The organism is Terrabacter sp. 2RAF25 (assembly GCF_052115265.1).
GTDB lineage: Bacteria > Actinomycetota > Actinomycetes > Actinomycetales > Dermatophilaceae > Terrabacter.
In genome coordinates this window covers 21,590-42,429 of the sequence record NZ_JBFRGJ010000015.1, presented here as the reverse complement: position 1 = coordinate 42,429, position 20,840 = coordinate 21,590, and the positions used below count along the sequence as shown (strand labels likewise).

Annotated in this window: 21 protein-coding genes and 1 tRNA gene; 11 read left to right on the top strand and 11 right to left on the bottom strand. The window is 71.5% G+C overall.

From position 1 onward, the window contains the following. Positions 1-3: 3 nt before the first annotated feature. Positions 4-948 (bottom strand): serine/threonine-protein kinase, encoded by a 945-nt coding sequence (locus tag AB4091_RS21670; protein ID WP_442294945.1) that lies wholly within the window; start codon positions 946-948, stop codon positions 4-6. Positions 949-1,039: 91 nt separating this feature from the next. On the opposite strand from AB4091_RS21670, the gene AB4091_RS21665 reads away from it, so the two are divergent. Further along, complete coding sequence (locus tag AB4091_RS21665; protein ID WP_442294943.1) at positions 1,040-1,615, top strand: RNA polymerase sigma factor; 576 nt, start codon at positions 1,040-1,042, stop codon at positions 1,613-1,615. Positions 1,616-1,867: 252 nt separating this feature from the next. Here AB4091_RS21665 and AB4091_RS21660 read toward each other — a convergent pair whose 3' ends face one another. Continuing rightward, a complete protein-coding gene (locus tag AB4091_RS21660; protein ID WP_442294941.1) occupies positions 1,868-2,146 on the bottom strand; it encodes a hypothetical protein in 279 nt (92 codons plus the stop codon). Here AB4091_RS21660 and AB4091_RS21655 point away from each other — a divergent pair. Together AB4091_RS21655 and AB4091_RS21650 are read left to right on the top strand one after the other, a co-directional pair. Further along, positions 2,145-2,561: a hypothetical protein gene (locus AB4091_RS21655; RefSeq protein WP_442294939.1), complete on the top strand. Its 417-nt coding sequence runs from the start codon at positions 2,145-2,147 to the stop codon at positions 2,559-2,561. The two genes, AB4091_RS21660 and AB4091_RS21655, sit on opposite strands and share 2 nt — an antisense overlap. Next, positions 2,558-3,424, top strand: a complete 867-nt coding sequence (locus AB4091_RS21650; RefSeq protein ID WP_442294937.1) for a hypothetical protein — start codon at positions 2,558-2,560, stop codon at positions 3,422-3,424. Before AB4091_RS21655 ends, AB4091_RS21650 begins: the two co-directional genes overlap by 4 nt. Positions 3,425-3,443: 19 nt before the next feature. On the opposite strand, the gene AB4091_RS21645 is transcribed toward AB4091_RS21650, so the two are convergent. Then, positions 3,444-4,403, bottom strand: a complete 960-nt coding sequence (locus AB4091_RS21645; RefSeq protein WP_442294935.1) for a LysR family transcriptional regulator — start codon at positions 4,401-4,403, stop codon at positions 3,444-3,446. A gap of 71 nt (positions 4,404-4,474) precedes the next feature. Here AB4091_RS21645 and AB4091_RS21640 point away from each other — a divergent pair, with 71 nt between their 5' ends. Beyond that, on the top strand, positions 4,475-5,155 hold the full coding sequence (locus tag AB4091_RS21640) for a LysE family translocator (RefSeq protein ID WP_442294933.1): 681 nt from the start codon (positions 4,475-4,477) through the stop codon (positions 5,153-5,155). A 168-nt stretch (positions 5,156-5,323) separates the two neighbouring features. Here AB4091_RS21640 and AB4091_RS21635 read toward each other — a convergent pair whose 3' ends face one another. Both AB4091_RS21635 and AB4091_RS21630 read right to left on the bottom strand, forming a co-directional pair. Then, entirely contained in the window at positions 5,324-6,868 is a 1,545-nt protein-coding gene (locus tag AB4091_RS21635) for an MFS transporter (RefSeq protein ID WP_442294931.1), read from the bottom strand. Between the two features lie 7 nt (positions 6,869-6,875). After that, entirely contained in the window at positions 6,876-7,142 is a 267-nt protein-coding gene (locus tag AB4091_RS21630) for a hypothetical protein (RefSeq protein ID WP_442294929.1), read from the bottom strand. 231 nt (positions 7,143-7,373) lie between these two features. Here AB4091_RS21630 and AB4091_RS21625 point away from each other — a divergent pair, with 231 nt between their 5' ends. The 4 genes from AB4091_RS21625 (at position 7,374) to AB4091_RS21610 (ending at position 10,678) form a co-directional block, all read left to right on the top strand. Then, positions 7,374-7,922, top strand: coding sequence for a TetR/AcrR family transcriptional regulator (locus AB4091_RS21625; protein WP_442294927.1), 549 nt, complete (start codon positions 7,374-7,376; stop codon positions 7,920-7,922). Positions 7,923-7,939: 17 nt separating this feature from the next. After that, on the top strand, positions 7,940-8,875 hold the full coding sequence (locus AB4091_RS21620; RefSeq protein ID WP_442294925.1) for an LLM class F420-dependent oxidoreductase: 936 nt from the start codon (positions 7,940-7,942) through the stop codon (positions 8,873-8,875). 98 nt (positions 8,876-8,973) lie between these two features. After that, positions 8,974-9,435: a MarR family winged helix-turn-helix transcriptional regulator gene (locus AB4091_RS21615; RefSeq protein WP_442294923.1), complete on the top strand. Its 462-nt coding sequence runs from the start codon at positions 8,974-8,976 to the stop codon at positions 9,433-9,435. A 7-nt stretch (positions 9,436-9,442) separates the two neighbouring features. Then, the gene (locus tag AB4091_RS21610) at positions 9,443-10,678 is read left to right on the top strand and encodes an MFS transporter (RefSeq protein WP_442294921.1); all 1,236 of its coding nucleotides are present in this window, start codon (positions 9,443-9,445) and stop codon (positions 10,676-10,678) included. Here the strand turns inward: AB4091_RS21610 and AB4091_RS21605 are convergent. The 3 genes from AB4091_RS21605 to AB4091_RS21595 form a co-directional block, all read right to left on the bottom strand. After that, on the bottom strand, positions 10,615-10,977 hold the full coding sequence (locus AB4091_RS21605) for a hypothetical protein (RefSeq protein ID WP_442294919.1): 363 nt from the start codon (positions 10,975-10,977) through the stop codon (positions 10,615-10,617). The two genes, AB4091_RS21610 and AB4091_RS21605, sit on opposite strands and share 64 nt — an antisense overlap. A 165-nt stretch (positions 10,978-11,142) precedes the next feature. Then, positions 11,143-12,474: an MFS transporter gene (locus AB4091_RS21600; protein WP_442294917.1), complete on the bottom strand. Its 1,332-nt coding sequence runs from the start codon at positions 12,472-12,474 to the stop codon at positions 11,143-11,145. A gap of 34 nt (positions 12,475-12,508) precedes the next feature. Beyond that, on the bottom strand, positions 12,509-13,948 hold the full coding sequence (locus tag AB4091_RS21595) for an NAD-dependent malic enzyme (RefSeq protein ID WP_442294914.1): 1,440 nt from the start codon (positions 13,946-13,948) through the stop codon (positions 12,509-12,511). A gap of 236 nt (positions 13,949-14,184) precedes the next feature. Between AB4091_RS21595 and AB4091_RS21590 the strand changes: the two genes are divergently transcribed. After that, the gene (locus AB4091_RS21590; RefSeq protein WP_442294912.1) at positions 14,185-16,632 is read left to right on the top strand and encodes a cation-translocating P-type ATPase; all 2,448 of its coding nucleotides are present in this window, start codon (positions 14,185-14,187) and stop codon (positions 16,630-16,632) included. Between the two features lie 152 nt (positions 16,633-16,784). Next, positions 16,785-18,023: an MFS transporter gene (locus AB4091_RS21585; RefSeq protein ID WP_442294910.1), complete on the top strand. Its 1,239-nt coding sequence runs from the start codon at positions 16,785-16,787 to the stop codon at positions 18,021-18,023. Between the two features lie 38 nt (positions 18,024-18,061). Here the strand turns inward: AB4091_RS21585 and AB4091_RS21580 are convergent, their stop codons facing one another. Beyond that, positions 18,062-18,538 carry a GNAT family N-acetyltransferase gene (locus tag AB4091_RS21580; RefSeq protein ID WP_442294908.1) on the bottom strand — a complete coding sequence of 159 codons (477 nt, stop codon included), beginning with the start codon at positions 18,536-18,538 and terminating at the stop codon, positions 18,062-18,064. Next, the gene (locus AB4091_RS21575; RefSeq protein WP_442294906.1) at positions 18,535-19,668 is read right to left on the bottom strand and encodes a hypothetical protein; all 1,134 of its coding nucleotides are present in this window, start codon (positions 19,666-19,668) and stop codon (positions 18,535-18,537) included. The genes AB4091_RS21580 and AB4091_RS21575 overlap by 4 nt, the downstream gene beginning before the upstream one ends. 416 nt (positions 19,669-20,084) lie before the next feature. On the opposite strand from AB4091_RS21575, the gene AB4091_RS21570 reads away from it, so the two are divergent. Continuing rightward, positions 20,085-20,594: a hypothetical protein gene (locus AB4091_RS21570; RefSeq protein WP_442294904.1), complete on the top strand. Its 510-nt coding sequence runs from the start codon at positions 20,085-20,087 to the stop codon at positions 20,592-20,594. A gap of 94 nt (positions 20,595-20,688) precedes the next feature. Here the strand turns inward: AB4091_RS21570 and AB4091_RS21565 are convergent. Beyond that, positions 20,689-20,762 (bottom strand) — tRNA-Thr (locus tag AB4091_RS21565). Between the last annotated feature and the right edge of the window lie 78 nt (positions 20,763-20,840).

Genomic DNA, 20,840 nt, shown 5'->3' with positions numbered 1-20,840 from the left:
ACCTCACCCGAGGAGGCGGAGGGTCAGCCATGTCGCGGCCATGAAGACGGCGAACGTCGCGACGCCGAGCCCGGCGAGCGCCCGCGGCGTCCACCCTCTTCCGGGCTCGGCGTCCGTGCCGGCCTCCCCCGCCTCCATCCGCTCCCGTATGCCGTCGAGCCGGGCCGCGAGGTCGAGTGCGGTGCGGGGGCGGCGGGCCGGGTCGTGGGCGAGGGCGGCGCGCAGCAGCACGTCGAGGTCGCGGGGCGCGGCCACGGTGTGCGCGATCGGCTCAGGAGCGGCCTCCGGTGGACGCGCGAGGACGCCCGCGATGCCGGAGTCGTTGACGAACGGTGGCTTCCCTGCGAGCAGCCCGTAGGTGACGGCCGCTGTGGCGTAGACGTCGGCGCGTTCGTCGAATCCGGCTGTGCCGTGGGCCTGCTCGGGCGCCATGTAGGCCGGCGTGCCGACCGTCATGGTCACCCCGGACGAGTCGGCGAGCACCTTGGCCATGCCGAGGTCGGCGATGAGGACCCGCGGGTCGCCGTCGCAGTGGGTGAGCAGCAGGTTGCTCGGCTTCACGTCGCGGTGGACGACGCCGTGCTCGTGCAGGACGTGCAGTGCGCGGGCCGACTCGGCGCCCAGCCGCAGGGCTGTCGGCGCGTCGGGTGGGCTGCTCACCAGCTCGGCCAGGGTGCCGCCGTCGGCGTGGTCCATGACGAAGTACGGACGGCCGTCAGGCAGCTCGCCGATGTCGTGGACCCGGACGACGCGGTCGTCCGAGATCTTCCGGAGCAGGCGAGCCTCGGCGAGGAAGCGCTGGCGCACGTCGGCGTCGTGGCTCCAGTTGTCGGCCAGGACCTTGATCGCGACCGGCACCGAGAGGGCGGGGTCCCAGCCGTACCAGACGGTCGCAAAAGCGCCGACGCCGAGACGTCGCACCACCTCATATCGCCCGATACCCTCCATCGCGACACATCATGACCCACGCGGGGCCGTTCCCGCCCACCAGGGCGAGCGAGGCCCCTGCGTGGCGCGACCGGCTACAGGGGGCAGGACCATGGAGGGCTTCAGCACGACCGAGGCGGCGGAGGCGGACGAGCTCGAACGGCTGCGGGTGGCCGCGGCCGACGGCCGGCCGGAGGCGATGGACGACCTGCTCCGGCGGCTCGAGCCGCTCGTGATGCGCCGCGTGAGCAAGTTCCTGCCGCACCAGCACGATGCCGAGGAGGCGTGTCAGGACGCCTTGGTCGCGGTCGCGACCAAGCTGCATACGTTCTCGGGCTCCGGATCCTTCGCGGGCTGGGTCTCAGTGGTCGCGTCGAACAGTGCCCGCACGACGTACCGCGCGCTCAAGCGGCGCGGCTCCGAGCGTGCGTTCGAGACGATTCCCGAGCGGCCCGACCCGCGCACGACCAGCGTCATCGCCGGGTCCCGGGTCGATCTGCTCGAGGCGCTGGAGGCCCTGGAGTCGGCGAAGCCGCACCTGCTCGAGGCGTTCGTGCTGCGCGACCTCGGGACGCTGCCCTACGACGAGATCGCCCGCGCGACCGGCGTACCGCTCGGCACCGTCAAGGCACGCATCCACGACGCACGGGCGTTCGTGCGCCAACGGCTCGTCGAGCAGCAGGGATGACAGACGGGCGAGGTCGGCTGGTTCGAACGGACTCGAGTCTCGACAACCAAACAGCTTCGGCGCGCATCAACTGGGGTGGAGCGCGTGTTGCGCTTCCGTCGCCAGCGCACCGAGGAGCAGACCGCCCGTGAAGACCCGAGCCGCGATCATCGCAACCGTCCTGTCCGCGGGCGTGGCCGGCACCGCCGCCGGCTTCGCCGCCCACCGGGCAGCTCCGGCTCTTCCCCCGTCCGTGGCATCCACGTCGGTGGGTCAGGCGACGGTCCCGACACCTGCCCCTGCGACGCCGACCACCTCGGTGATGCCGAGTGGGGTCCCCACCACCACCGCCGAGCCGATCACACCGTCGACAGCCGCCGAGCCGACGCCCACCCCGAGCCCGACGAAGCCGTCGACAGCAGCGTCGACGCCAGTCTCCTCGCCGCAGTGGGACATCTCCTCGCTCCTCACCACGGCAGCGCTCGCGAAGGCCGGCCTGCCGGCAAAGCCCTCGAACTCATCGAGGTCCCCGGGTATCGGGCAGTCGACCATGGGCTTCTGCGAGCCCGACCTTCCCCTTCAGGAGGGCGCCCGTGCATTCTTCCGGGCGGACACGTACTACGACCGAGACGGGGGCTTCGAGGCCCAGCTGACCGCCCGGTTCCCGAACAGCACGCTCGCGCGGCGTGCGGTCGAGCGCATCGTGGCTCATCGGACCGACTGCGACTCCGAATCCACTGACCCTCAGGGCCCATGGTCCTCCTCCGACCTGCGCCGAACTGCCGTCGGCAGGGCTACTGCTGTGGCGTGGACGACCACACCGACGAAGAAGGTGGGGCCCGAGACCACCGTCGTCGTCAGGTCGGGAGCCTTCGTGTCCGTCGTCGTGGTCCACGGGTCGGACCGCTGGCGGGACGACGTGGTCACGGACTCCCTCGCGGCGGCATCCGCCGCCCGGCTGCCATGACGACGCCCGGTGTCAAGGCACCGACGCGACTCGGCCACGAGGACGGCCGACGCGCCGTGGGCCGCCGGGCGGTGGCCCTGACCCTGGCGGCGGCGGGTGTGCTGGGCATTGCGGCCGGCGCGGCGGCGAGCCGCGTGCCGCACCCGGGTGGACGACCGGTCGCGGCGGTGCAGGGCAACGGTGCACCCGCAACGGACCCGAGGACACGGCCCACCGCATCCCCGACTCCAGCCGCCGCGAATGCGCTTCCGACGACGACGGCCGAGCCGATCACCCAGGCGCCGAGACCCACGACGAGCCGAACCCCCACCCCCACGACGTCAGCAGGGCCGCCTCCCCTGGACCAGGCGCTGCTGAGGTCGGGCGACTGGCGTCGCGTCGGACTCGGCTCGGCGGCGTCCTCCACGGTGCGCCGCACCATCAGCCAGTGTCAGGCGGGCAGCTTCGGCTCGGCGTCGGGCGTGCGGAGCACGCGGTACTCCCGCGTCACGAGCGGAGCGCTGACGGGCGCCGAGGCAGTCGCCGAGACGAGCACTCCTGCCCAGGCCGATGCGTTGCTGCGCGCGGTGGTCGCCTGGCGCGAGACCTGCAACCCGAGCGAGCCCGGCCGGGCACGCCTCAGCACGTCCGCGCTCGTGCGGACCTCGGTGGCAGCACCCCGCGAGGCCTACCGCTGGACCTTCGTCTTCGACACGGCCGCCGACTACGGCAACTCGCTCATCGAGGAGTTGATCGTCTCTCGGAGCGGCAACAGGGTCGCCGTCGTGGTCGTGAGCACCGAGGTCCCGATGGCCACTTCACGCACCATCAAGGAGGTCGACATGCGGTCCCTCGCCCGGATCTCGACGGACCGTCTGGCGTGAGGCCACCATCTCACCCAGGTCAGGACTGGGCCGCGACGACGTCCGCCAGGCGGGCTCCTGCCCAGCGGTCGGTCAGCTCGCCGCAGACCTGGCCGACCAGGTCGACGAACTCGACGACAAGCGGCGTGAGCCGGGTGTCCCGAGAGTGGACGGCCCACAGCTCGCGGTGCAGGCGCGGGCGTTCCAGCTCGCGGTGCGTCGTGCCCGGCATCGTGCGCGCGGCCATCTGCGAGATGACAGCGACGCCGATCCCCGTCGCGACGAGGGCCTGGGCGACGTCGTAGGACTCCGTCTCGAACTGGATGCCCGGTTCGACGCCCGCCGCGGCCGCGGCCGCGTCGAACTGGTCTCGGGCCGCCTGGCCGGCGAGGATCGCTATCCACCGGTCGCCGCGGAGCTGGCTCATCCGGACGCGTTGGTCGGCGGGCGTCGCCGCGAGCCGGTGGTCGCTCGGCAGGCACAGCACCAGAGGGTCTCGGAAGAGGCGCGTCGCCGTGAGCCAGGCCGGCAGGGTCGGCGCCTCGCCATAGCTCCCGATGACGGCGACGTCGAGCTCGCCGGCCGCGACCCGTTCGAGCAGGTCGGGGCTCGTGCCCTCGACGATGGAGAGGTCGCTCTCCGGGTGCCGGTGGCGCAGGGCGGTGACGGCCTCGGGCAGCACGCGCAGGGCTGCCGACATGAAGGTGCCGATGCGCAGCCGCCGGGACGTGCGGGTCAGCGCGCCCGACATCTGCGACTCGGCGAGCTCGCAGACGGCGTCGATCTCCCGGCCGTGCGATGCCAGAGCCTCTCCCGCGTCGGTGAGCCGTGCGCCGCGTGAGCCACGGACCACGAGCGGGACGCCCCACTGACGCTCGGCTCGTGCCACCTGACCGGTGACGGCGGCAGGGGTCAGTCCAAGCTCTGCGGCGGCCCCGGCGAGTGACCCGTGGGCACCGACGAGGGCCAGCATCCGAAGTTGGTCGGGTTCGATCCGCATTCATCGATCTTAATGCTGGCGCTCATCGATGTGACTTCCCTGATGTCTTGGTCCAGCCAAGACTCGAGTCCGTGACCACCACCTCCGCTCTTCTCGCCTTCCTTCCCGTCGCCGTGACACTCGTCCTCGTGCCGGGCGTCAACAACCTCGTCGTGCTGCGCGAGACGGTGACGCACGGTCGACCAGGCGGGTATGCCGCCGTCGCCGGCACGAGTGTCGGCATCCTTGCCTGGTCGGCGGCTGTGGCCCTCGGTCTGGGCGCGCTGGCCACCCAGCACCCGCAGGCCTTCACGTGGGCCCAGGTGGTGGGCGCCGCCCTCCTGGTGAGCAACGGCCTCTGGTCCGGGCTTCGGGTTCTTCGGCAGCCAAGTCCCTCTCTCCGATCGAGAGAACACTCCGTCCAGTTACAGCCGAGTGGTCGTGGGGGTGGCAGGGGGCGGAGCGTTCTCTCTGTTGGTGGGCGTGCGAGCTTCCGGTCGGCGGCGGTGACGTCACTCGCCAATCCCCGATGCCCCGTCACGGCGGCCTCGGTGCTGCCCCAGTTCGTCGCGCCGGGGTCGGCAGCAGCGATGACGACCCTTGCCCTCGGCGCACTGTGGACCGTCGTCGCGGGTCTGTGGAACCTCGTCGGCGTGCAGCTGGCACACCGGGGTCGAGGGCTGCTGTCACGGCCGCGGGCGAAGCGTGCGATCGAGGGCGTCAGTGCGGCGGCACTCGTCGCCGTCGGCCTCTCCGTAGCGGCTGCCGCCTGATCAGTCTGCGAATCAGGCGGCGGTTGAGGCTGTCAGGGCGACAGCCCGTGCAGACTGATCCGCAAACTGACCTGGTCGAGGATCAAGCCGCGAATCAGTCTGCGAGTCGGGCTGTCAGGGCGACAGCCCGTGCAGACGGATCCGCGGCTTGATGGCGGACGATCCCGGTCAGCCGGCCTCGGCACTGTCGGCTGCGGCGACCGCTGCCGTGACCTTTTCGCGAACCGGCTCGGCCGGGGCCACGGTGGGCCCCGCCGCCCGGCGCGGCCGCAGCACCACCACCGCGACCAGCAGGGCCACGAGCGCGAAGCTGGCCGAGGTGAAGAACGCCGGTTCGACGCCGGGGACGAACTGCCCCGGCACCGACTGCGACGCGTAGACGCTGACGATGGCTGCCAGGCCCACGGCGCCACCGAGCTGCTGCGCCGTCTGGAGCAGGCCCGACACCGTGCCGGCCTGCGACCGCTCGACGCCGCCGAGCACGACCACCGTGACCGGCATGAAGACGAGCGCGGCCGAGACTCCGTTGAGCACCAGCGCGCCCAGGAGGTGGCCGGCATACGTGCTCGTCGCGGAGATCGAGCTCAGCCACACGAAGCTCGCGGTGAGCCCCAGCGTGCCCACGATCAGCATCGGCCGTGGGCCGACCTTGGCGACGAGGCGGGCACTGACCCGCGAGGTCGCGAAGATCGCGAGGCTGAGCGGCAGGAACGCCGCACCGGTGGCGACCGGGCTGAACCCGAGCACGAGCTGGAGGTACTGCGTCACGAGGAAGAACGTCGAGAACTGCGCGCCGACGACGAGGGCCATGAGCACGAGGGCACCGCCACGGGTGCGGTTGCGCACGAGCGAGAGCGGCAGCAGCGGCGCGGGAACGCGGTTCTCGGTGCGGACGAAGAGACCGAGCAGCGCCACGCCGACGACGAACGACGCAAGGGTGAGCGGCGCCGTCCAGCCGCGATCGGCGGCGCTGATGAAGCCGTGGACGACGGCGACGGAGCCGAGGGTGGCCGTGACCGCCCCGACGACGTCGAAGCGCCCCCGGATGCGCGGCGTCTCGGAGACGAAGCGTCGCGCGAGGAGCAGCACACCGATGCCGATCGGGACGTTGACGAACAGCGTCCAGTGCCAGCTGACGAAGTCGGTGAGGGCGCCGCCGAGGAGCAGGCCGATGGACGCGCCGGCCGACGAGACGGCGGTGAAGAGGGCCAGGCCACGGTTGCGGGCCGCCTCGTTCGGAGCGCTGGTCGTCACGAGGGCGAGAACGCCCGGAGCGGCCAGCGCGGCGCCGACGCCCTGCAGCGTGCGGGAGGCGATGAGCCACGTGGGCGAGGTCGCGAGTCCGCCGAGGAGGCTCGCGACGGTGAAGATGCCGAGGCCGAGCTCGAAGGTGCGCAACCGCCCGAGCACGTCGCCGAGGCGACCGCCCAGGAGCAGCAGCCCACCGAAGGCCAGGGTGTACGCGTTGAGCACCCACGAGAGGCCGGCCGGCGAGAAGCCAAGGTCGGTCTGGATGTGGGGTAGGGCGACGTTCACGACGGTGGCGTCGAGCACGAGCATGAGCTGCGCGACGAGCACGATGCCGACGCCGATCGCTGCCCTGCGCACGGCGCGGGGGTTGGTGGCGTCCGCCTCGGTGGCCGACGGGACAGAGGTGTGGGAGGAGGTGACTGCGGTGGCGCCCGCGGGCGCCCGGGTGGTGCTGGTCGACATCAGGGCCTCAGGATTCCTGGAGGTTGGGCTGGAGGTTGGGCTGGAGCCGGGTCTGGATCTGGGTCTGGAGCTGCGTGTGGATCTCGTGCCGCGGCTTCTCGTGCGCGCCGCCCTCGGGGGCCATCGGCGTGAACGCCGTGGCGCGGGTGCGGGCGGCGCCGGGGGTGCGGGCGGCGCTGTGGTTTCGGCTGACGAGCGGTGCGCGATGGGTGGTCGCGAGGTGCGACATGTGCATGCGCACGGCCTGTCGGGTGGGGCGGATGGTGGTTGTCATGGGTGCTCGACTCCTCTTTGACGACGGTCGGCGCTACGATTAGCGGAGAACCACTCCGGTTCTGCCTGACCCACAATACGGAGACAGTCTCCGTTTTAGCAAGGGAGTTTCCTCGTGACGCCTGCCGACTCCGGCAAGGCGACGCTCGACTCGTCGCCGGGATCCGTTGCCACACAAGCGAATCCGGCAGCGGTGGACACCGGGGAAATTCCTCAGAAATCGGCTCGGCCGATGCGGGCCGACGCCCGTCGCAACTACGACAAGATCCTCGCGACGGCGCGCATCGTCTTCACCGAGCGCGGCACCGACGCCTCCCTCGACGAGATCGCCAAGCGCGCCTCCGTGGGACCGGGCACCCTCTACCGGCACTTCCCCACCCGAGAGGCGCTCGTCGACGCCCTGATGCAGGACTGGACCGACCGCGTGGCCTCCGACGCCGACGCGGCGATTGCGACCGGCGCCCCGGCCCCCCAGATGCTGCTCGACTGGTTCGAGCACTTCATCGACCACATCACGCTGCACCGGGGCGCGGCGACGAAGATCTGCGCGGCGATGGACGACCCGGCCTCGCCGATGTACCGCAAGTGCCGCGTCATGGGCGAGGCCAACCGCCGTGTCATCGAGCACCTCGACGAGCGTGGCGAGCTGCGTCCCAACGTCGACCCGGCCAACGTCATGCGCCTGGTGAGCGGCGTGGCGAGCGTCGCCGACACGAGCCGCGCCGAGATCGAGGTGCGTCCGATGCTCGAGGTCGTCGTCGACGGGATTGTCCGCGCCTGACCCGTGGTTGCAGGGTCATGACCCTCGACCTCCGCATCTTCACCGAGCCCCAGCAGGGCGCCACCTACGACGACCTGCTCGCCGTCGCTCGCGCCGCCGAGGATCTCGGCTTCGGCGGCTTCTTCCGCTCGGACCACTACCTGCACATGGGTGGCGACGGCGGTCCGGGACCCACCGACGCGTGGACCACGATGGCCGGCCTGGCCCGTGACACCTCGACGATCCGCCTCGGCACGCTCGTCACGTCGGCCACCTTCCGCCTGCCCGGGCCGCTCGCCGTCCAGGTCGCGGGCGTCGACCAGATGAGCGGCGGACGTGTCGAGCTGGGACTCGGCGCCGGCTGGTTCGAGGCCGAGCACACGGCATACGGAATCCCCTTCCCGCCGCTCGGCGAGCGCTTCGACCGCCTCGAGGAACAGTTGGCCGTGATCACAGGGCTGTGGAGCACTCAGCCTGGAAAGACGTTCAGCCACAAGGGCGCCCACTATCCGATCACTGACTCGCCCGCCCTCGCCAAGCCGGCCCAGGGGGGTGCCGTGCCGATCATCATCGGGGGTGGCGGCGCGCGCCGCACCCCTGCGCTCGCGATCAGGTATGCCGCCGAGTTCAATGCCCCCTTCAAGCCGGCCGAGGAGGTGGGCGGGCTCTTCGAGCGCGTGCGTGGAGCGGCTCGCGGGGTCGGCCGTGATCCGGCGTCGCTGACCTACTCGGCCGCGCAGGTCGTCTGCCTGGGCAAGGACGACGCGACGCTGCGCCGCCGGGCCGACGCGATCGGGCGCGACCTCGACGAGCTGCGCGCCAACGGTCTGGCCGGCTCCGCCGACGAGGTCGTCGACCGGCTCGGCGCCTTCGCCGACGCCGGAGCCGAGAGGGTCTACCTGCAGGTGCTCGACCTCTCGGACCTCGAGCACCTCGCCGACATCGCCGACGGAGTCCTCCCCCAGCTCGCCTGAGCGCCTCGTGACGGAGCGTTCTCTCGATTGGGGATCGAGAGAACGCTGCGTCGACCCGCGACTTGATATGCATAGGTTGTCTATGTAAATTGGGACGGGTGACCGTTCCGACCACCCTGGGCAACGACCTGCTTCGCTCGGCCGCGCGACTCTCGCGCTGGGCCAGCCGGCACGCGTCGTTCGACGTCCCCTTCGCGCAGGCCCGCCTGCTCGCCCTCCTCGACGAGCTCGGACCCTCCCGCGTCAGCGCCCTCGCGGCCGCCGATCACAGCAGCCAGCCGACGATCACCACCCAGCTGCAACGCCTCGAGGCCTCGGGCTGGGTGCACCGCGCGTCCGACCCCGACGACGCACGCGCCACGGTCATCTCCCTCAGCGAGGAGGGCAGCGCGGCGCTCGAGAGCGTGCGCCAGGCCCGGCTGGCCGTCCTGTCCCCCGCCCTCGACCAGCTCGACGGCCCGGCGCTCGCCCGCGTCCAGGTCGCCATCGACGTCATGGACGAGCTGCTCACTGCGGCCTCGGACACCACCGACCCCCACCCCACCCGAAAGGACGGATGACCACACCATGTGGCGCCAACCCAAGACCGTCTGGTCGATCGCCTTCGCCTGCGTGATCTCCTTCATGGGCATCGGCCTCGTCGACCCCATCCTCAAGCCGATCGCCGACGAGCTCGGCGCCGGCCCCTCCCAGGTGAGCCTGCTCTTCACGAGCTACCTCGCCGTCATGGGCGTCGCGATGCTCGGCACTGGCTGGATGAGCAGCCGGGTCGGCGCCAAGCGCACCCTGCTGATCGGCCTCGCCCTGATCATCGTCGGCTCTGCTCTGGCCGGCAGCCAGGACACCGTCGGCGGCATCGTCGCCTTCCGCGCCCTGTGGGGTCTCGGCAACGCGCTCTTCATCGCGACGGCGCTCGCGACGATCGTCAACGCGGCCTCCGGCTCGGTGAAGCAGGCGATCATCCTCTACGAGGCCGCGCTGGGTGTCGGCATCGCCACCGGACCGCTCCTCGGCGGCTGGCTCGGCGGCATCTCGTGGCGCTGGCCGTTCTACGGCGTCGCCGTTCTCATGGCCGTCGCCTTCATCGCCACCGTGACGACGCTGCCGGCCACCCCGGCCGCCGCGCGCCCGACCTCGATCACGGCGCCGCTGAAGGCCCTCGGCCACCGGGGCCTGCTCACCGTCGGCATCACCGCGCTCCTCTACAACTTCGGCTTCTTCACGCTGCTCGCCTTCACGCCCTTCCCCCTCGCAATGGGCGCCCACGAGATCGGCTTCATCTTCTTCGGCTGGGGCGTGCTGCTCGCCATCACGTCCGTGTTCGTCGCGCCGATGGTGCAACGACGGTTCGGCACGATGGCCGGTATCGTCGGGGCCCTGCTCGGCTTCGCCGTCATCCTCGCCGCGATGGCGATCTGGACGGACAACAAGACCGTGCTCGTCATCGGCGTCATCCTCGCCGGCGCCTTCCTCGGCGTGAACAACACGCTCATCACCGAGACGGTCATGAAGGTCGCCCCCGTCGAGCGTGGCGTCGCGTCGGCGGCATACAGCTTCGTCCGCTTCAGCGGTGGTGCGATCGCGCCGTGGCTCGCCGGGAACCTCGGCGAGCGGTCGATCCACCTGCCGTTCTGGGTCGGCTCCGTTGCCGTCGTCCTCGCCGTCGTCGTGCTCTCGACCGCGCGCCGCATGGCCAGAACTCGTCACGAGTTCTGGCCTCTCGACGGCAGAGCGCGAGGTCAGCGGAGAAGGTCCTCGAGGCCGGTGTCGCCGCGACGGCGACGGCCCCCGCGGATGTCGTAGGAGTCGAGCAGCAGCTCGGCGAGCTCGGCCCGGTCGAGGCGGTCGAGTCGGGCCCACATCGTCACGCGATAGCGGAAGGTGTCGATGCGCACGAAGGTGTCACGACGCCCGGCGAGCGCCTGACCGATGTCCATCTCGCCCGACCACACCTGGACCAGCTCGCGCTCGTCGTCGTCCGAGCGCAGACGCGCGAACGTATGCCGTCCGGCATACCAGGCGGGCGAGCCTTCGTGGGCGACCCCGAGCTCAGCGCCGGGCAGCCGCGCCGCCATCTCGTCCACGTCGGCCCACGTCGCCATCGCGCCTCCTTCCTCGGCACGCTAGCGCCGAGGCGGCAGACATTGGCCACTCGACGTTCGCGAGGCGGCAAAACTTGGCCTCTCGACGTTCGCGAGGCGGCAAAACTTGGCCTCTCGACGGTCATGAGGCGGCAAACAGTGGCCTGTCGACGGTGGAGGTGGGTGTCAGTGGAAGGTGACGGAGCGGCCGGCCTGCATGGCGGCGTACGCCTCGGGGTCGGCCTCGAGCGCGGCCTGGCGGGCGCGGCGCCGGTAGCGCAGGATCTGCACGATGCCGAGCGCCCACACGGGGTACTGCACCGTCATCGCGACCCGGAACGAGTCGACGTCCCACGTCGAGGGTCCGGCCGGGGCCACGCGGTCGAGCACGACACCGACGAGCGCCACCGCGGTCAGCGTCGCGATGAAGCCGCCCGTGTTGACGATGCCCGACGCGCTGCCGATGCGGGTCGGCGGGTTGAAGGTGCGTGCCACGTCGAAGCCGATCATCGACCCCGGACCGCCCACGGCGATGAGGACGACGAGCGCGACGAGAAGCCACAACGGCGCCCGGCCCGGCCAGAGCAGCACGACGGTCCAGGCGACGATCGCCGCCGCGACGATCCACAGGACGAGGGTGCTGCGCGAGAACGGGTAGCGCATCGTCAACGTGCCGATGACCGGGCTGGACACGACGGTCGTCACCACCATCACCATCAGCATGATGCTGGCCGTGGCGGGTGAGAGCCCCTGACCCGCGACGAGGAACGGGAAGCCCCAGAGCATCGTGAACATGTTCGCGGCGAACTGCGACGTGAAGTGCGACCAGAGCCCCAACCGGGTTCCGGGCACGAGCCACGCCGAGCGCAGGGTGCGTGCGACGGCACGCAGCCTCAGCTCGTCGCGCCGCCGGTCGGCATACGGGCTGTCCTTGACCAGGACCACGAGCGCGACGCCGGTCACGACCCCGAAGGACGCGGCGACGGCATACGAGGGCGTCCACCCGAAACGGTCGAGCGCCGCGGCCAGCGGGCCCGCGGAGGCGAAGGCCCCGAGCTGCCCGAGGACACCGGTCAGCTGGGTGACCATCGGCGTGCGCCGCGCCGAGAACCACAGGGCGACGAGGCGCAGCACCGAGATGAAGACCATCGCGTCACCGATGCCGAGCAGCACGCGGCACAGGAGCGCCGCCCCGAACGAGTGGGCGAAGGCGAAGCCGAGCTGTGCCGCGGTGAGCAGCACGAGGCCGATGCCGAGCAGCTTCTTCGACCCGTAGCGGTCGAGCAGCGCCCCGACAGGCAGCTGCATCGCGGCGTAGACGAAGACCTGCACGATGGTGAAGGTCGACAGCTGCGAGCTGCTGATGCCGAAGCGCTCGGCGGCCTGGAGGCCGGCGACCCCGAGCGAGGTGCGGTGGAAGACGGCGAGGACGTAGACGGCGATCGCCGCGGCCCAGACCGCCCAGGCGCGACGACCGTCGAGCGGGAAGCGCTGTCCGGGGTGGGTGGTGCTCGTCATCCGGTCTTTCGTCCTTGGTGGGGCTCAGCGTCCCTCAGTTGGCCCCGGTCATCGGGATGTTCTTGGGCGCCGCCTTGGGCACGCAGTCGACGATCGCCTTGGCGACGGTCTTGCTCATGTCGGGCTGGAACACGCTGGGGATGATGTAGTTCGGGTTGAGCTGCTCGTCGGTGACGACGGACGCGATGGCGTCGGCAGCCTTGATCAGCATCTCGGTGGTCACGTCGGTGGCGCGGGCGTCGAGCAGGCCGCGGAAGACGCCGGGGAACGCGAGCACGTTGTTGATCTGGTTCGGGTAGTCGCTGCGGCCCGACGCGACGACCGTCGCCCGCTGCGTCGCCTCGTGGATGTCGACCTCGGGGTCGGGGTTGGCGAGCGCGAAGACGATGCGCTTGTCGGCCATCTCGTCGATCCACTCGGGGTGCAGGATGCGCGGCGCGCTGACGCCGATGAAGACGTCGGCGCCCTGCAGGCCGTCGCGCAGCGTGCCGGTGAGCCCGCGAGGGTTGGTCTTCTCGGCGAGCTCGCGCCACGCCGGCGTCAGCGACTCGTCGGCCTTGTTGAGCAGGCCGGGCCGGTCGCTCACCGTCACGTCGGTGGCGCCGGCGGCGAGGAGCAGCTGGACGATGGCCGAACCGGCCGCGCCACCGCCGGACACGACGACACGGGCGTCGGGCAGCTTCTTGTCGATGATGCGCAGCGCGTTCTTCAGCGCCGCGAGCACGACGATGGCCGTTCCGTGCTGGTCGTCGTGGAAGACGGGGATCGAGAGCCGCTCGCGCAGCTTGGCCTCGATCTCGAAGCAGCGCGGGGCGGCGATGTCCTCGAGGTTGATGCCGCCGAAGCCGGGGGCGATGAGCTCGACGGTGCGCACGATCTCGTCGACGTCGGTCGTGTCGATGCAGATCGGCCACGCGTCGATGTCGGCGAAGCGCTTGAAGAGGGCGGCCTTGCCCTCCATGACGGGCAGCGCAGCCATCGGCCCGATGTCGCCGAGCCCGAGCACCGCGGTGCCGTCGGTGACGACCGCCACCGAGTTGCCCTTGATGGTGAGGCGCGGGACGTCCTCGGGGTGTTCGAAGAGGGCCTGGCTCACGCGCCCGACGCCGGGCGTGTAGGCCATCGCAAGGTCCTGCCGGTTGCGCAGGTTGACCTTGGACTCGACCGAGATCTTGCCACCGAGGTGGAGCAGGAAGACGCGGTCGGAGACCTTGTGCACCCGCACGCCCTCGAGCGTCTCGACGGCGTCGACGATCTCGGTGGAGTGCTCGGCGTTGCTGGCGGAGCAGGTGAGGTCGATGACGAGCCGGTCGGGGTGCGAGTCGACGATGTCGAGGGCCGTCGTGATGCCACCGACCTCGGCCACCTTGGTCGCCAACGTGCCGATGACGGCCGGGTCGGTGCCGGTGTGGATTCGCATCGTGATCGAGTAGGAGGCAGTGGTGGCGCGGGCACGTTGGATCGACTCAGTCACGGAGCAATCGTCCCACGATCCGAGAAACGCCCCGGCACACGTCCGCAGACCGATCAGTAACAAAGGTCCGGGTCGACAGGCTCGTCACCCGCGGACGTATGCCGTCTCGCCGACTCCCCTGGCGCCGTGACCTTTCGGACACGGAGCGGACACCTGACGTAGGATCACCGAAGGCTCGCCGCCCGGGTGTGGCACGAACGCGGGCGGCCCGCCGGCCGGCATACGACAATGGCTGGGTGACCACCGCCGAGGACACCGCTCTGACACGGGCGTCCGGTCTGACCTCCGACGAGGTCCGGCAGCGCAGCGCTCGCGGGGCGGTGAACCGGCTCTCGGAACGCACGTCCCGCTCGGTCGGCGAGATCGTCCGCGCCAACGTGCTGACCCGCTTCAACGCGATCCTCGGGGCGCTCTTCGTCCTCGTCATGGTGACGGGTTCGTGGGCCGACGGGCTCTTCGGGCTCGTGCTCGTCGTCAACTCGGCGATCGGGATCACCCAGGAGTACCTCGCCAAGCGCAAGCTCGACCGGCTCGCGCTGCTCAACGCCCCCACGACCCGGGTCGTGCGCGACGGCGAGGTGCGCGTCGTGCCCACGACGGAGGTCGTGCAGGACGACCTCATCGAGCTGCGCACGGGAGACGAGGTGCCCGCCGACGGGCCCCTCGTCACGAGCGCCGGGCTCGAGCTCAACGAGGCCAACCTCACCGGCGAGTCCGACCCCGTGGCCCACGACGAGGGTGACGAGATCATGTCGGGCACGAGTGTCGTCGCCGGGTCCGGGCGCTACCACGCACGCCACGTCGGCGCCGACGCCTACGTCAACCGGATCGCCGCCGACGCGCGCCGGTTCACCCGCACCCGCTCTGAGATCCAGGAGTCGACCAACACGCTCCTGCGCTACATCACGTGGGTCATCGCGGCCGGGCTGCCCATCGCGATCTGGTCGCAGTGGCGCACCGTCGGCGACCACGGCTGGCAGCAGGTCGTCATCCGCTCCGCCGCCGGCGTGGTCGGGCTCGTGCCCGAGGGTCTCGTGCTGCTCACCTCGGTGGCCTTCCTGCTCTCCGCCGTGCAGCTGACCCGCCGCAACGTGCTCGTGCAGCAGCTCCCCGCCGTCGAGGGGCTCGCGCGGGTCGACGTCGTCTGCCTCGACAAGACCGGAACGCTCACGGCCGGCGAGATCGCCTACGAGGACGCCGAGCCACTCGCCGGTCAGGACGTCGACGAGATCCGTTGTGCACTGGGCGCGCTCGCCGACGACCCGAACGCGAACGGGACGCTGACGGCGGTTGCCGCGGTGCTCACCTCACCCGGTTGGGTGCGCACCCGCACCATCCCCTTCAACTCGGCACGCAAGTGGAGCGCGGCCTGCTTCGAGGCGCACGCGACGTGGGTGCTCGGGGCCCCCGAGGTGCTGCTGGCGGCCGACCCGCAGCCCAGCCCGCCAGAGGTCATCGAGGCGATCCGCGCGCGGGTCGCCGAGCTCGCCGGGTCGGGCCGCCGTGTCGTGCTCCTGGCCCGCAGCGACGTCGACCTCACCGACCCGGCGCTGCCGCCCGACATCACCCCCGCCGCCCTCGTCACCCTGAGCGAGCAGGTGCGTCCCGACGCCCGCGAGACGCTCGCGTACTTCGCCGAGCAGGGCGTCGCGATCAAGGTCATCTCGGGCGACAACCCCGTCACGGTGGCCGCCGTCGCCCGCGAGGTCGGGCTCGACGTCGGCGAGCCCGTCGATGCGCGAACGCTCCCCGACGACCCCGACGCGCTGCGCGAGGTGCTCGCCCGAACGACCGTCTTCGGCCGCGTCACGCCCGAGCAGAAGCGGGCGTTCGTGCACGCCCTCCAGGCCGACGGACACGTCGTGGCCATGACGGGCGACGGGGTCAACGACGCCCTCGCCCTCAAGGACGCCGACATCGGGGTCGCCATGGGCAACGGCGCGCAGGCGACCAAGGCCGTGGCCGAGCTCGTCCTGCTCGACGGGAGGTTCTCGCACCTGCCGGACGTCCTCGCCGAGGGCCGGCGGGTCATCGGCAACGTCGAGCGGGTCGCCAACCTCTTCGTCGCCAAGAACGCGATGAGCCTCGTCGCGATCCTCGCGGCCGCGCTCGCGTCGCTCCCGTTCCCGTTCCTGCCTCGGCACCTGACGCTGGTGTCCGCGGTGACCATCGGGATCCCGGCCTTCTTCCTCGCCCTGGGACCCAACCGGCGCCGTTACCTGCCGGGCTTCCTCGGGCGCATCCTCCGGTTCGCCGTGCCGTCCGGCGCCGTCGCGGGGCTCGCGGTGATCGCGTCCTACCTGCTGGCCGGCAGTGGCTACGGCGTGCCGCGAGACCAGTTCGCGTCACGGTGCGTGGTCGACGAGGGGGGCCGGACCGTGGCCGAGGTCGCCTGCTGGCAGCCCGGCAGCGGAGCCACGATCACGCTGTTGACCGTCTTCTTCTGGATCCTGGTGGTGCTCGCACGCCCCTTCCTGGCCTGGAAGGCCGGGCTCGTGGCCGCGATGGTGGGGCTCGCCGTCCTGGCGTTCGTCGTGCCGGTCGGCGCGCAGTTCTTCAACCTCGACGCGCCGTCGGCGCTCCTGTGGCAGTCGCTGGCCATCGGGCTCGTCGGCGCGGCACTCGTCGAGGGCGTCTACCGGCTCTCACCCTCGGTGCGCCAGGCACACCACGTGCAGGACTGATGCCGGACGGGGCGGACGGGGCGGACGGGGCGGACGGGGCGGCCGCGCCCACGCCGTACACTTGGACCTGCACAGGGATCCGGCGTGACCTGATGGGCGGGTAGGCACGCACTCGTCGTCGCGCACCCCGCGACCAGATCCGGAGTCGCCCCGTGTCCCCCATCGACTCGTACCGCCACCTGTTCGGCCTGACCGGCCGCACCTACATCGTCGTCGCCTTCCTCGCCCGTATGCCGCTCGCGATGAGCCAGCTCGGCACCCTCCTTCTCGTGTCCGCCGCCACCGGGAGCTACGGCGCCGGCGGCTTCTGCGCCGGCGCGCTCGCCGTCGCCAACGCGGCCGGGGCCCCGTTCTGGGGGGCCCGCGCCGACCGGCTCGGCCAGCGTCGGGTCGTCGCCGTCCAGTCCCTCGGCGGAGCGGCTGGCCTCGTCGCACTCTTGCTCGTCGTGAACACCGGGCTCCCTTGGGGCGCAGCGGCGGTCGCGAGTGCTGCCACCGGTCTGCTGCTCCCGCAGATCGGCCCGCTCGCCCGGGTCCGCTGGCGACCGATCACGGCCGAGACGGGTCCGCGCCAGCACCGCCTCGTCGACGCGGCCTTCTCCTACGAGGGCGCCGCGGACGAGGCGTCCTTCGTGCTCGGTCCGGCCCTCGTCGGTCTCGGCGTCTCCATCGCGAGCCCGACGGCCGCGCTGGCGCTCGCGGCGCTGGGCCTCGCGGTCTTCGGCACCTGGTTCGCCCTGCACGAGACCGCGACCGTCACGCACGCCGCGACCTCGGCAGGCGCTGTTGTCGTCGGCCGCCTCATGACACCGGCCCTCGTCGTGCTCTGCCTTGCGCAGGTTCTCGTCGGCACCGTCTTCGGCTCCGTGCAGACGGGCACGTCGGTCCTCGCCACGGCGGCCGGCAGCGCCGGAGCGACCGGCTACTTCCACGCCCTGCTCGGGGTCGGCAGCGTGATTGCCGGCCTCGCCGTGGCGGGGCTGCCCGCGCACTTCGCCCTGCCGGCTCGCCTCCGCTGGTTCGCCGCGGGGCTGCTGGTCCTGTCGGCGCCGCTGCTGCTCGTCGGATCCCTGCCCGCCCTGGTCCCGGTGCTCCTCGTGCTCGGCTGCACGGTCGCGCCCTACATGATCACGACGTTCACCCTCGGCGAGCGCGTCACTCCCGTGTCACGCACCGGCGCCGCGATGACGGCGCTGGCCGCCGCCACGGGCCTGGGCTATGCCATCGGGGCCGCTGCGGCCGGCCGGCTCGCCGACTGGGGCGGTCACACCCCGGCGTATGCCGTCACCGTCGTCGCCGGGGCGGCCGCCGTCATCCTGTCGTGGTCGGGCGCCCACATCCTCACCGCGGCCCTCGCCGAGCGCACCGCTCCACCGGCCTCCGTCGACTGATCGCTCGACACGACCCGGCGGAGTTGGCCGGGCTCGGCTCAGCGGGGCAGCCGGAGGCGCATGGCGGGCCACGCCGTACGCGTGAATCCGAGCTCCTCGTAGAGGCCGGCGCCCTCCCCCGTCGCGAAGAGCTCGACCACGGTCGCCGCCGTCTCGTCACGCAACCAGTCGAGCACGCCGACGACGCAGGCACGGGCCAGGCCCTGCCGCCGTGCCTCCGGCTGGGTCGCGACGTTGTTGACGAGGCCCCACACGCCGTTGGGGTTGACCGGCGAGGGCGTCTCGAAGCGCAGTGCCCCCATCGCACCGGCGACGACTCGACCGTCGGGATTCTCGGCCACGACCACGCAGACGTGCGGCCCACCGAGCTCGCGGCGGAGCCACTCGGTCGCCGCAGCTCGCCAGCCGGGGTCGTCGACGCCGGCAACGCCCATGGCCGAGAACATCAGCGCGCGCAGCTCGACGACGGCCGCGACGTCGGCGACGGTCGCCCTCCGAACCCTGAAGCCACTCACCCGAACACACCACGCGCGAAGGCCGGCGCGAGCGGGACGGGCTGGGCGGCATACCTCGTCGTGACGGCGTCCGCGAGGCGCCCGGCGACCTCGGCGAGCTCGGGGACTGCCCGGCCGGCAGCGGCGGTGCGCAGGAAGCGAAGCGTCCTGTCCGGCATACGCGGCATCGGCTTCACCGGGTTGGACGGCGCCGGCTCACCGTCGACGAGCGGGCCGAGGCACCAGCTTCCGGCCAGCCACGCCCACGCCTCGGTGGCGAGGTCGAGATCGTGGTCGAAGTCGTCGCCGGCCACCTCGGGCCAGGTGCGCGCCACGGACTCGCGCCAGCGCTCGAGGGCCGCCTGCGCCGCCGCAGCGTCGAGGGACCACGCGCACCAGCACGTCGGCCACGGCACGCGGAGGTACGCAGCGTCCCAGGCGATCGGCCGCCACAGCGCCCACTCGAAGTCGAGGAGCGCGAGTCCCGCATCGGTGACGAAGTTGTTGTCCGGGCACATGTCGGCCGCGGACAGGCTCACAGCGTCGACCCGGAAGCGTCCCGGCACCGAGTCGAGCACCGCGAAGGTCCCGGCAGGGACATCGAGTCCGAGAGCCGCGGCCAGCCGTTCCCACTCGGTCACGGCGTCGGCGAGCTGCCCGGGCAGGTAGTCGAGCAGGAGCGGCTCCTTGGAGCGAGCGCGGACCCCCGCCACGAAGGCGTCCCGGACCGAACGACCGGCCACGTGCAGACCGGCCACGGCGTCCGCCCAGCCGGCCAGCCCGCCGGCAGCACGCTCGGCATCGTCGGCCAGGAGCGCATCGGCCAGGTGCGTGCCCTCGCCGAGGTCGTCCATCACGACGAGCCGCGGGTCGGCGCTCTCGGCGACCAGGCGTGGGGTGCGTGCGCCTCCCTCCAGCGCGGCCAGTGCCGCCGCCTCGCGCGCGTACGTCTCGGCACCCTCCTCGCCCGTGTAGCGCTTGACCACGTACGCCTCCCCGGCCTCTCCCGTGGCCCGCACCACGAGCGTGCGACGACTTCCCGGAAAGGGCGGTCCCACCGCTCTCAGCGTCGTCCCGAGCAGGCCCGAGGCCACCGCGACCGTGTCGGGGACGAGCCGGGCGCGGTCGTCGACGGAGGTGGGGGAAGTCACCGGGTCACTGTGCCAGACGCATACGCTCGACTCCCGAGGACGCGGGACAGCAGCCGCCCGGCCCATTTCCCCCAATTCGACCTTCACCGGCGAAGCGAAATATTGCCGACAATTTCGACGAAAACAGTTACAGCGGGGCACAGATTGACTAACGTCGCTCCTGTAACACCCCCACGGCTGGCACGCACCCCCCCATCCGCACCAGCCTCGAAGGAGCCCCACCTGCGCGCGCGGGTCGGGCTCCTTCGCCTTTCCCGACGAGGTCGGACCGCAACACGGCAAGCGTGTCCCGAACACCCGATTCGTGTGCGGGTTGGTCCAGACTGCAGCTGTCCGCACGCGGCGGACGGCTGCCGGGTGCAGCCGGCGAGCACGGCGCGACCGTGACGACGAGATCTACAGGGGATGGTTGACACATGGTGCGGCAGCCGGGACGCTCGCAGACGGGCAAGGCGCTGGGGATGATCGGGCTCGGTGTCGCGGCCATGCTCGGCGTCACGCTGGGTGTCATGCACGCCCTGGCTCCGGGCGACGCCCATCTCGTCTCGTCGCCTGCCAGCACTCCTGCCACCTCGAGCAGCGCGCCCGATCCCGCTCGTCCGGCGACGATGCCGAGCGACTCCGGGGTCGCCGAGGTGCCTGAGGGCGGGTTCGGCGGCGACGCACAGGAGAATGCGTTCTACGACTGGGCTGCCCGGCACCAGATCGGGTCCTTGAACCTGACCGGGATGGACGCCAGCACCGGCGAGCTGGCCGACGCTGCGACCGGCTACTGCAACCTGCTCTCCGATGAACCAACCGGCTCGGGCAAGAGCGTCAGCATGACCATCAGCAGGCAGACGGGGGCGACGTTGTCTGCGTCCCGCGAGCTGCTCGACCGGTCGGTCGCCGCCTTCTGCCCCCAGAAGGCCCGCTATCTCGTCTAGGAGCGACTGGGCGGCTCGACACAGCGCAACGGCAAGGCCCCCGACTCTGACGAGAAGGGGGCCTGACCTGTGGTGATGCGTTCTGTTTCGCTTGAGCCGCTTATCGGAATCGAACCGATGACCTATTCATTACGAGTGAATCGCTCTGGCCGACTGAGCTAAAGCGGCTGGTCGTGTGGCCGCGGCAAGGCGCGACCGGACACGGAGGTTGAGTATACGCACGACGCCTTCCGGAGAAAAATCGCG

What these genes read in the sequence shown, in the direction of transcription:
- AB4091_RS21645 (WP_442294935.1), bottom strand. Translation starts at nt 4,403, where the DNA reads ATGCGGATCGAACCCGACCAACTTCGGATGCTGGCCCTCGTCGGTGCC.
- AB4091_RS21600 (WP_442294917.1), bottom strand. Translation starts at nt 12,474, where the DNA reads ATGACGAGCACCACCCACCCCGGACAGCGCTTCCCGCTCGACGGTCGT.
- AB4091_RS21620 (WP_442294925.1), top strand. Translation starts at nt 7,940, where the DNA reads ATGACCCTCGACCTCCGCATCTTCACCGAGCCCCAGCAGGGCGCCACC.
- AB4091_RS21610 (WP_442294921.1), top strand. Translation starts at nt 9,443, where the DNA reads ATGTGGCGCCAACCCAAGACCGTCTGGTCGATCGCCTTCGCCTGCGTG.
- AB4091_RS21660 (WP_442294941.1), bottom strand. Translation starts at nt 2,146, where the DNA reads ATGGTCGACTGCCCGATACCCGGGGACCTCGATGAGTTCGAGGGCTTT.
- AB4091_RS21655 (WP_442294939.1), top strand. Translation starts at nt 2,145, where the DNA reads ATGGGCTTCTGCGAGCCCGACCTTCCCCTTCAGGAGGGCGCCCGTGCA.
- AB4091_RS21650 (WP_442294937.1), top strand. Translation starts at nt 2,558, where the DNA reads ATGACGACGCCCGGTGTCAAGGCACCGACGCGACTCGGCCACGAGGAC.
- AB4091_RS21605 (WP_442294919.1), bottom strand. Translation starts at nt 10,977, where the DNA reads ATGGCGACGTGGGCCGACGTGGACGAGATGGCGGCGCGGCTGCCCGGC.
- AB4091_RS21570 (WP_442294904.1), top strand. Translation starts at nt 20,085, where the DNA reads ATGGTGCGGCAGCCGGGACGCTCGCAGACGGGCAAGGCGCTGGGGATG.
- AB4091_RS21630 (WP_442294929.1), bottom strand. Translation starts at nt 7,142, where the DNA reads ATGACAACCACCATCCGCCCCACCCGACAGGCCGTGCGCATGCACATG.
- AB4091_RS21635 (WP_442294931.1), bottom strand. Translation starts at nt 6,868, where the DNA reads ATGTCGACCAGCACCACCCGGGCGCCCGCGGGCGCCACCGCAGTCACC.
- AB4091_RS21665 (WP_442294943.1), top strand. Translation starts at nt 1,040, where the DNA reads ATGGAGGGCTTCAGCACGACCGAGGCGGCGGAGGCGGACGAGCTCGAA.
- AB4091_RS21670 (WP_442294945.1), bottom strand. Translation starts at nt 948, where the DNA reads ATGGAGGGTATCGGGCGATATGAGGTGGTGCGACGTCTCGGCGTCGGC.
- AB4091_RS21625 (WP_442294927.1), top strand. Translation starts at nt 7,374, where the DNA reads ATGCGGGCCGACGCCCGTCGCAACTACGACAAGATCCTCGCGACGGCG.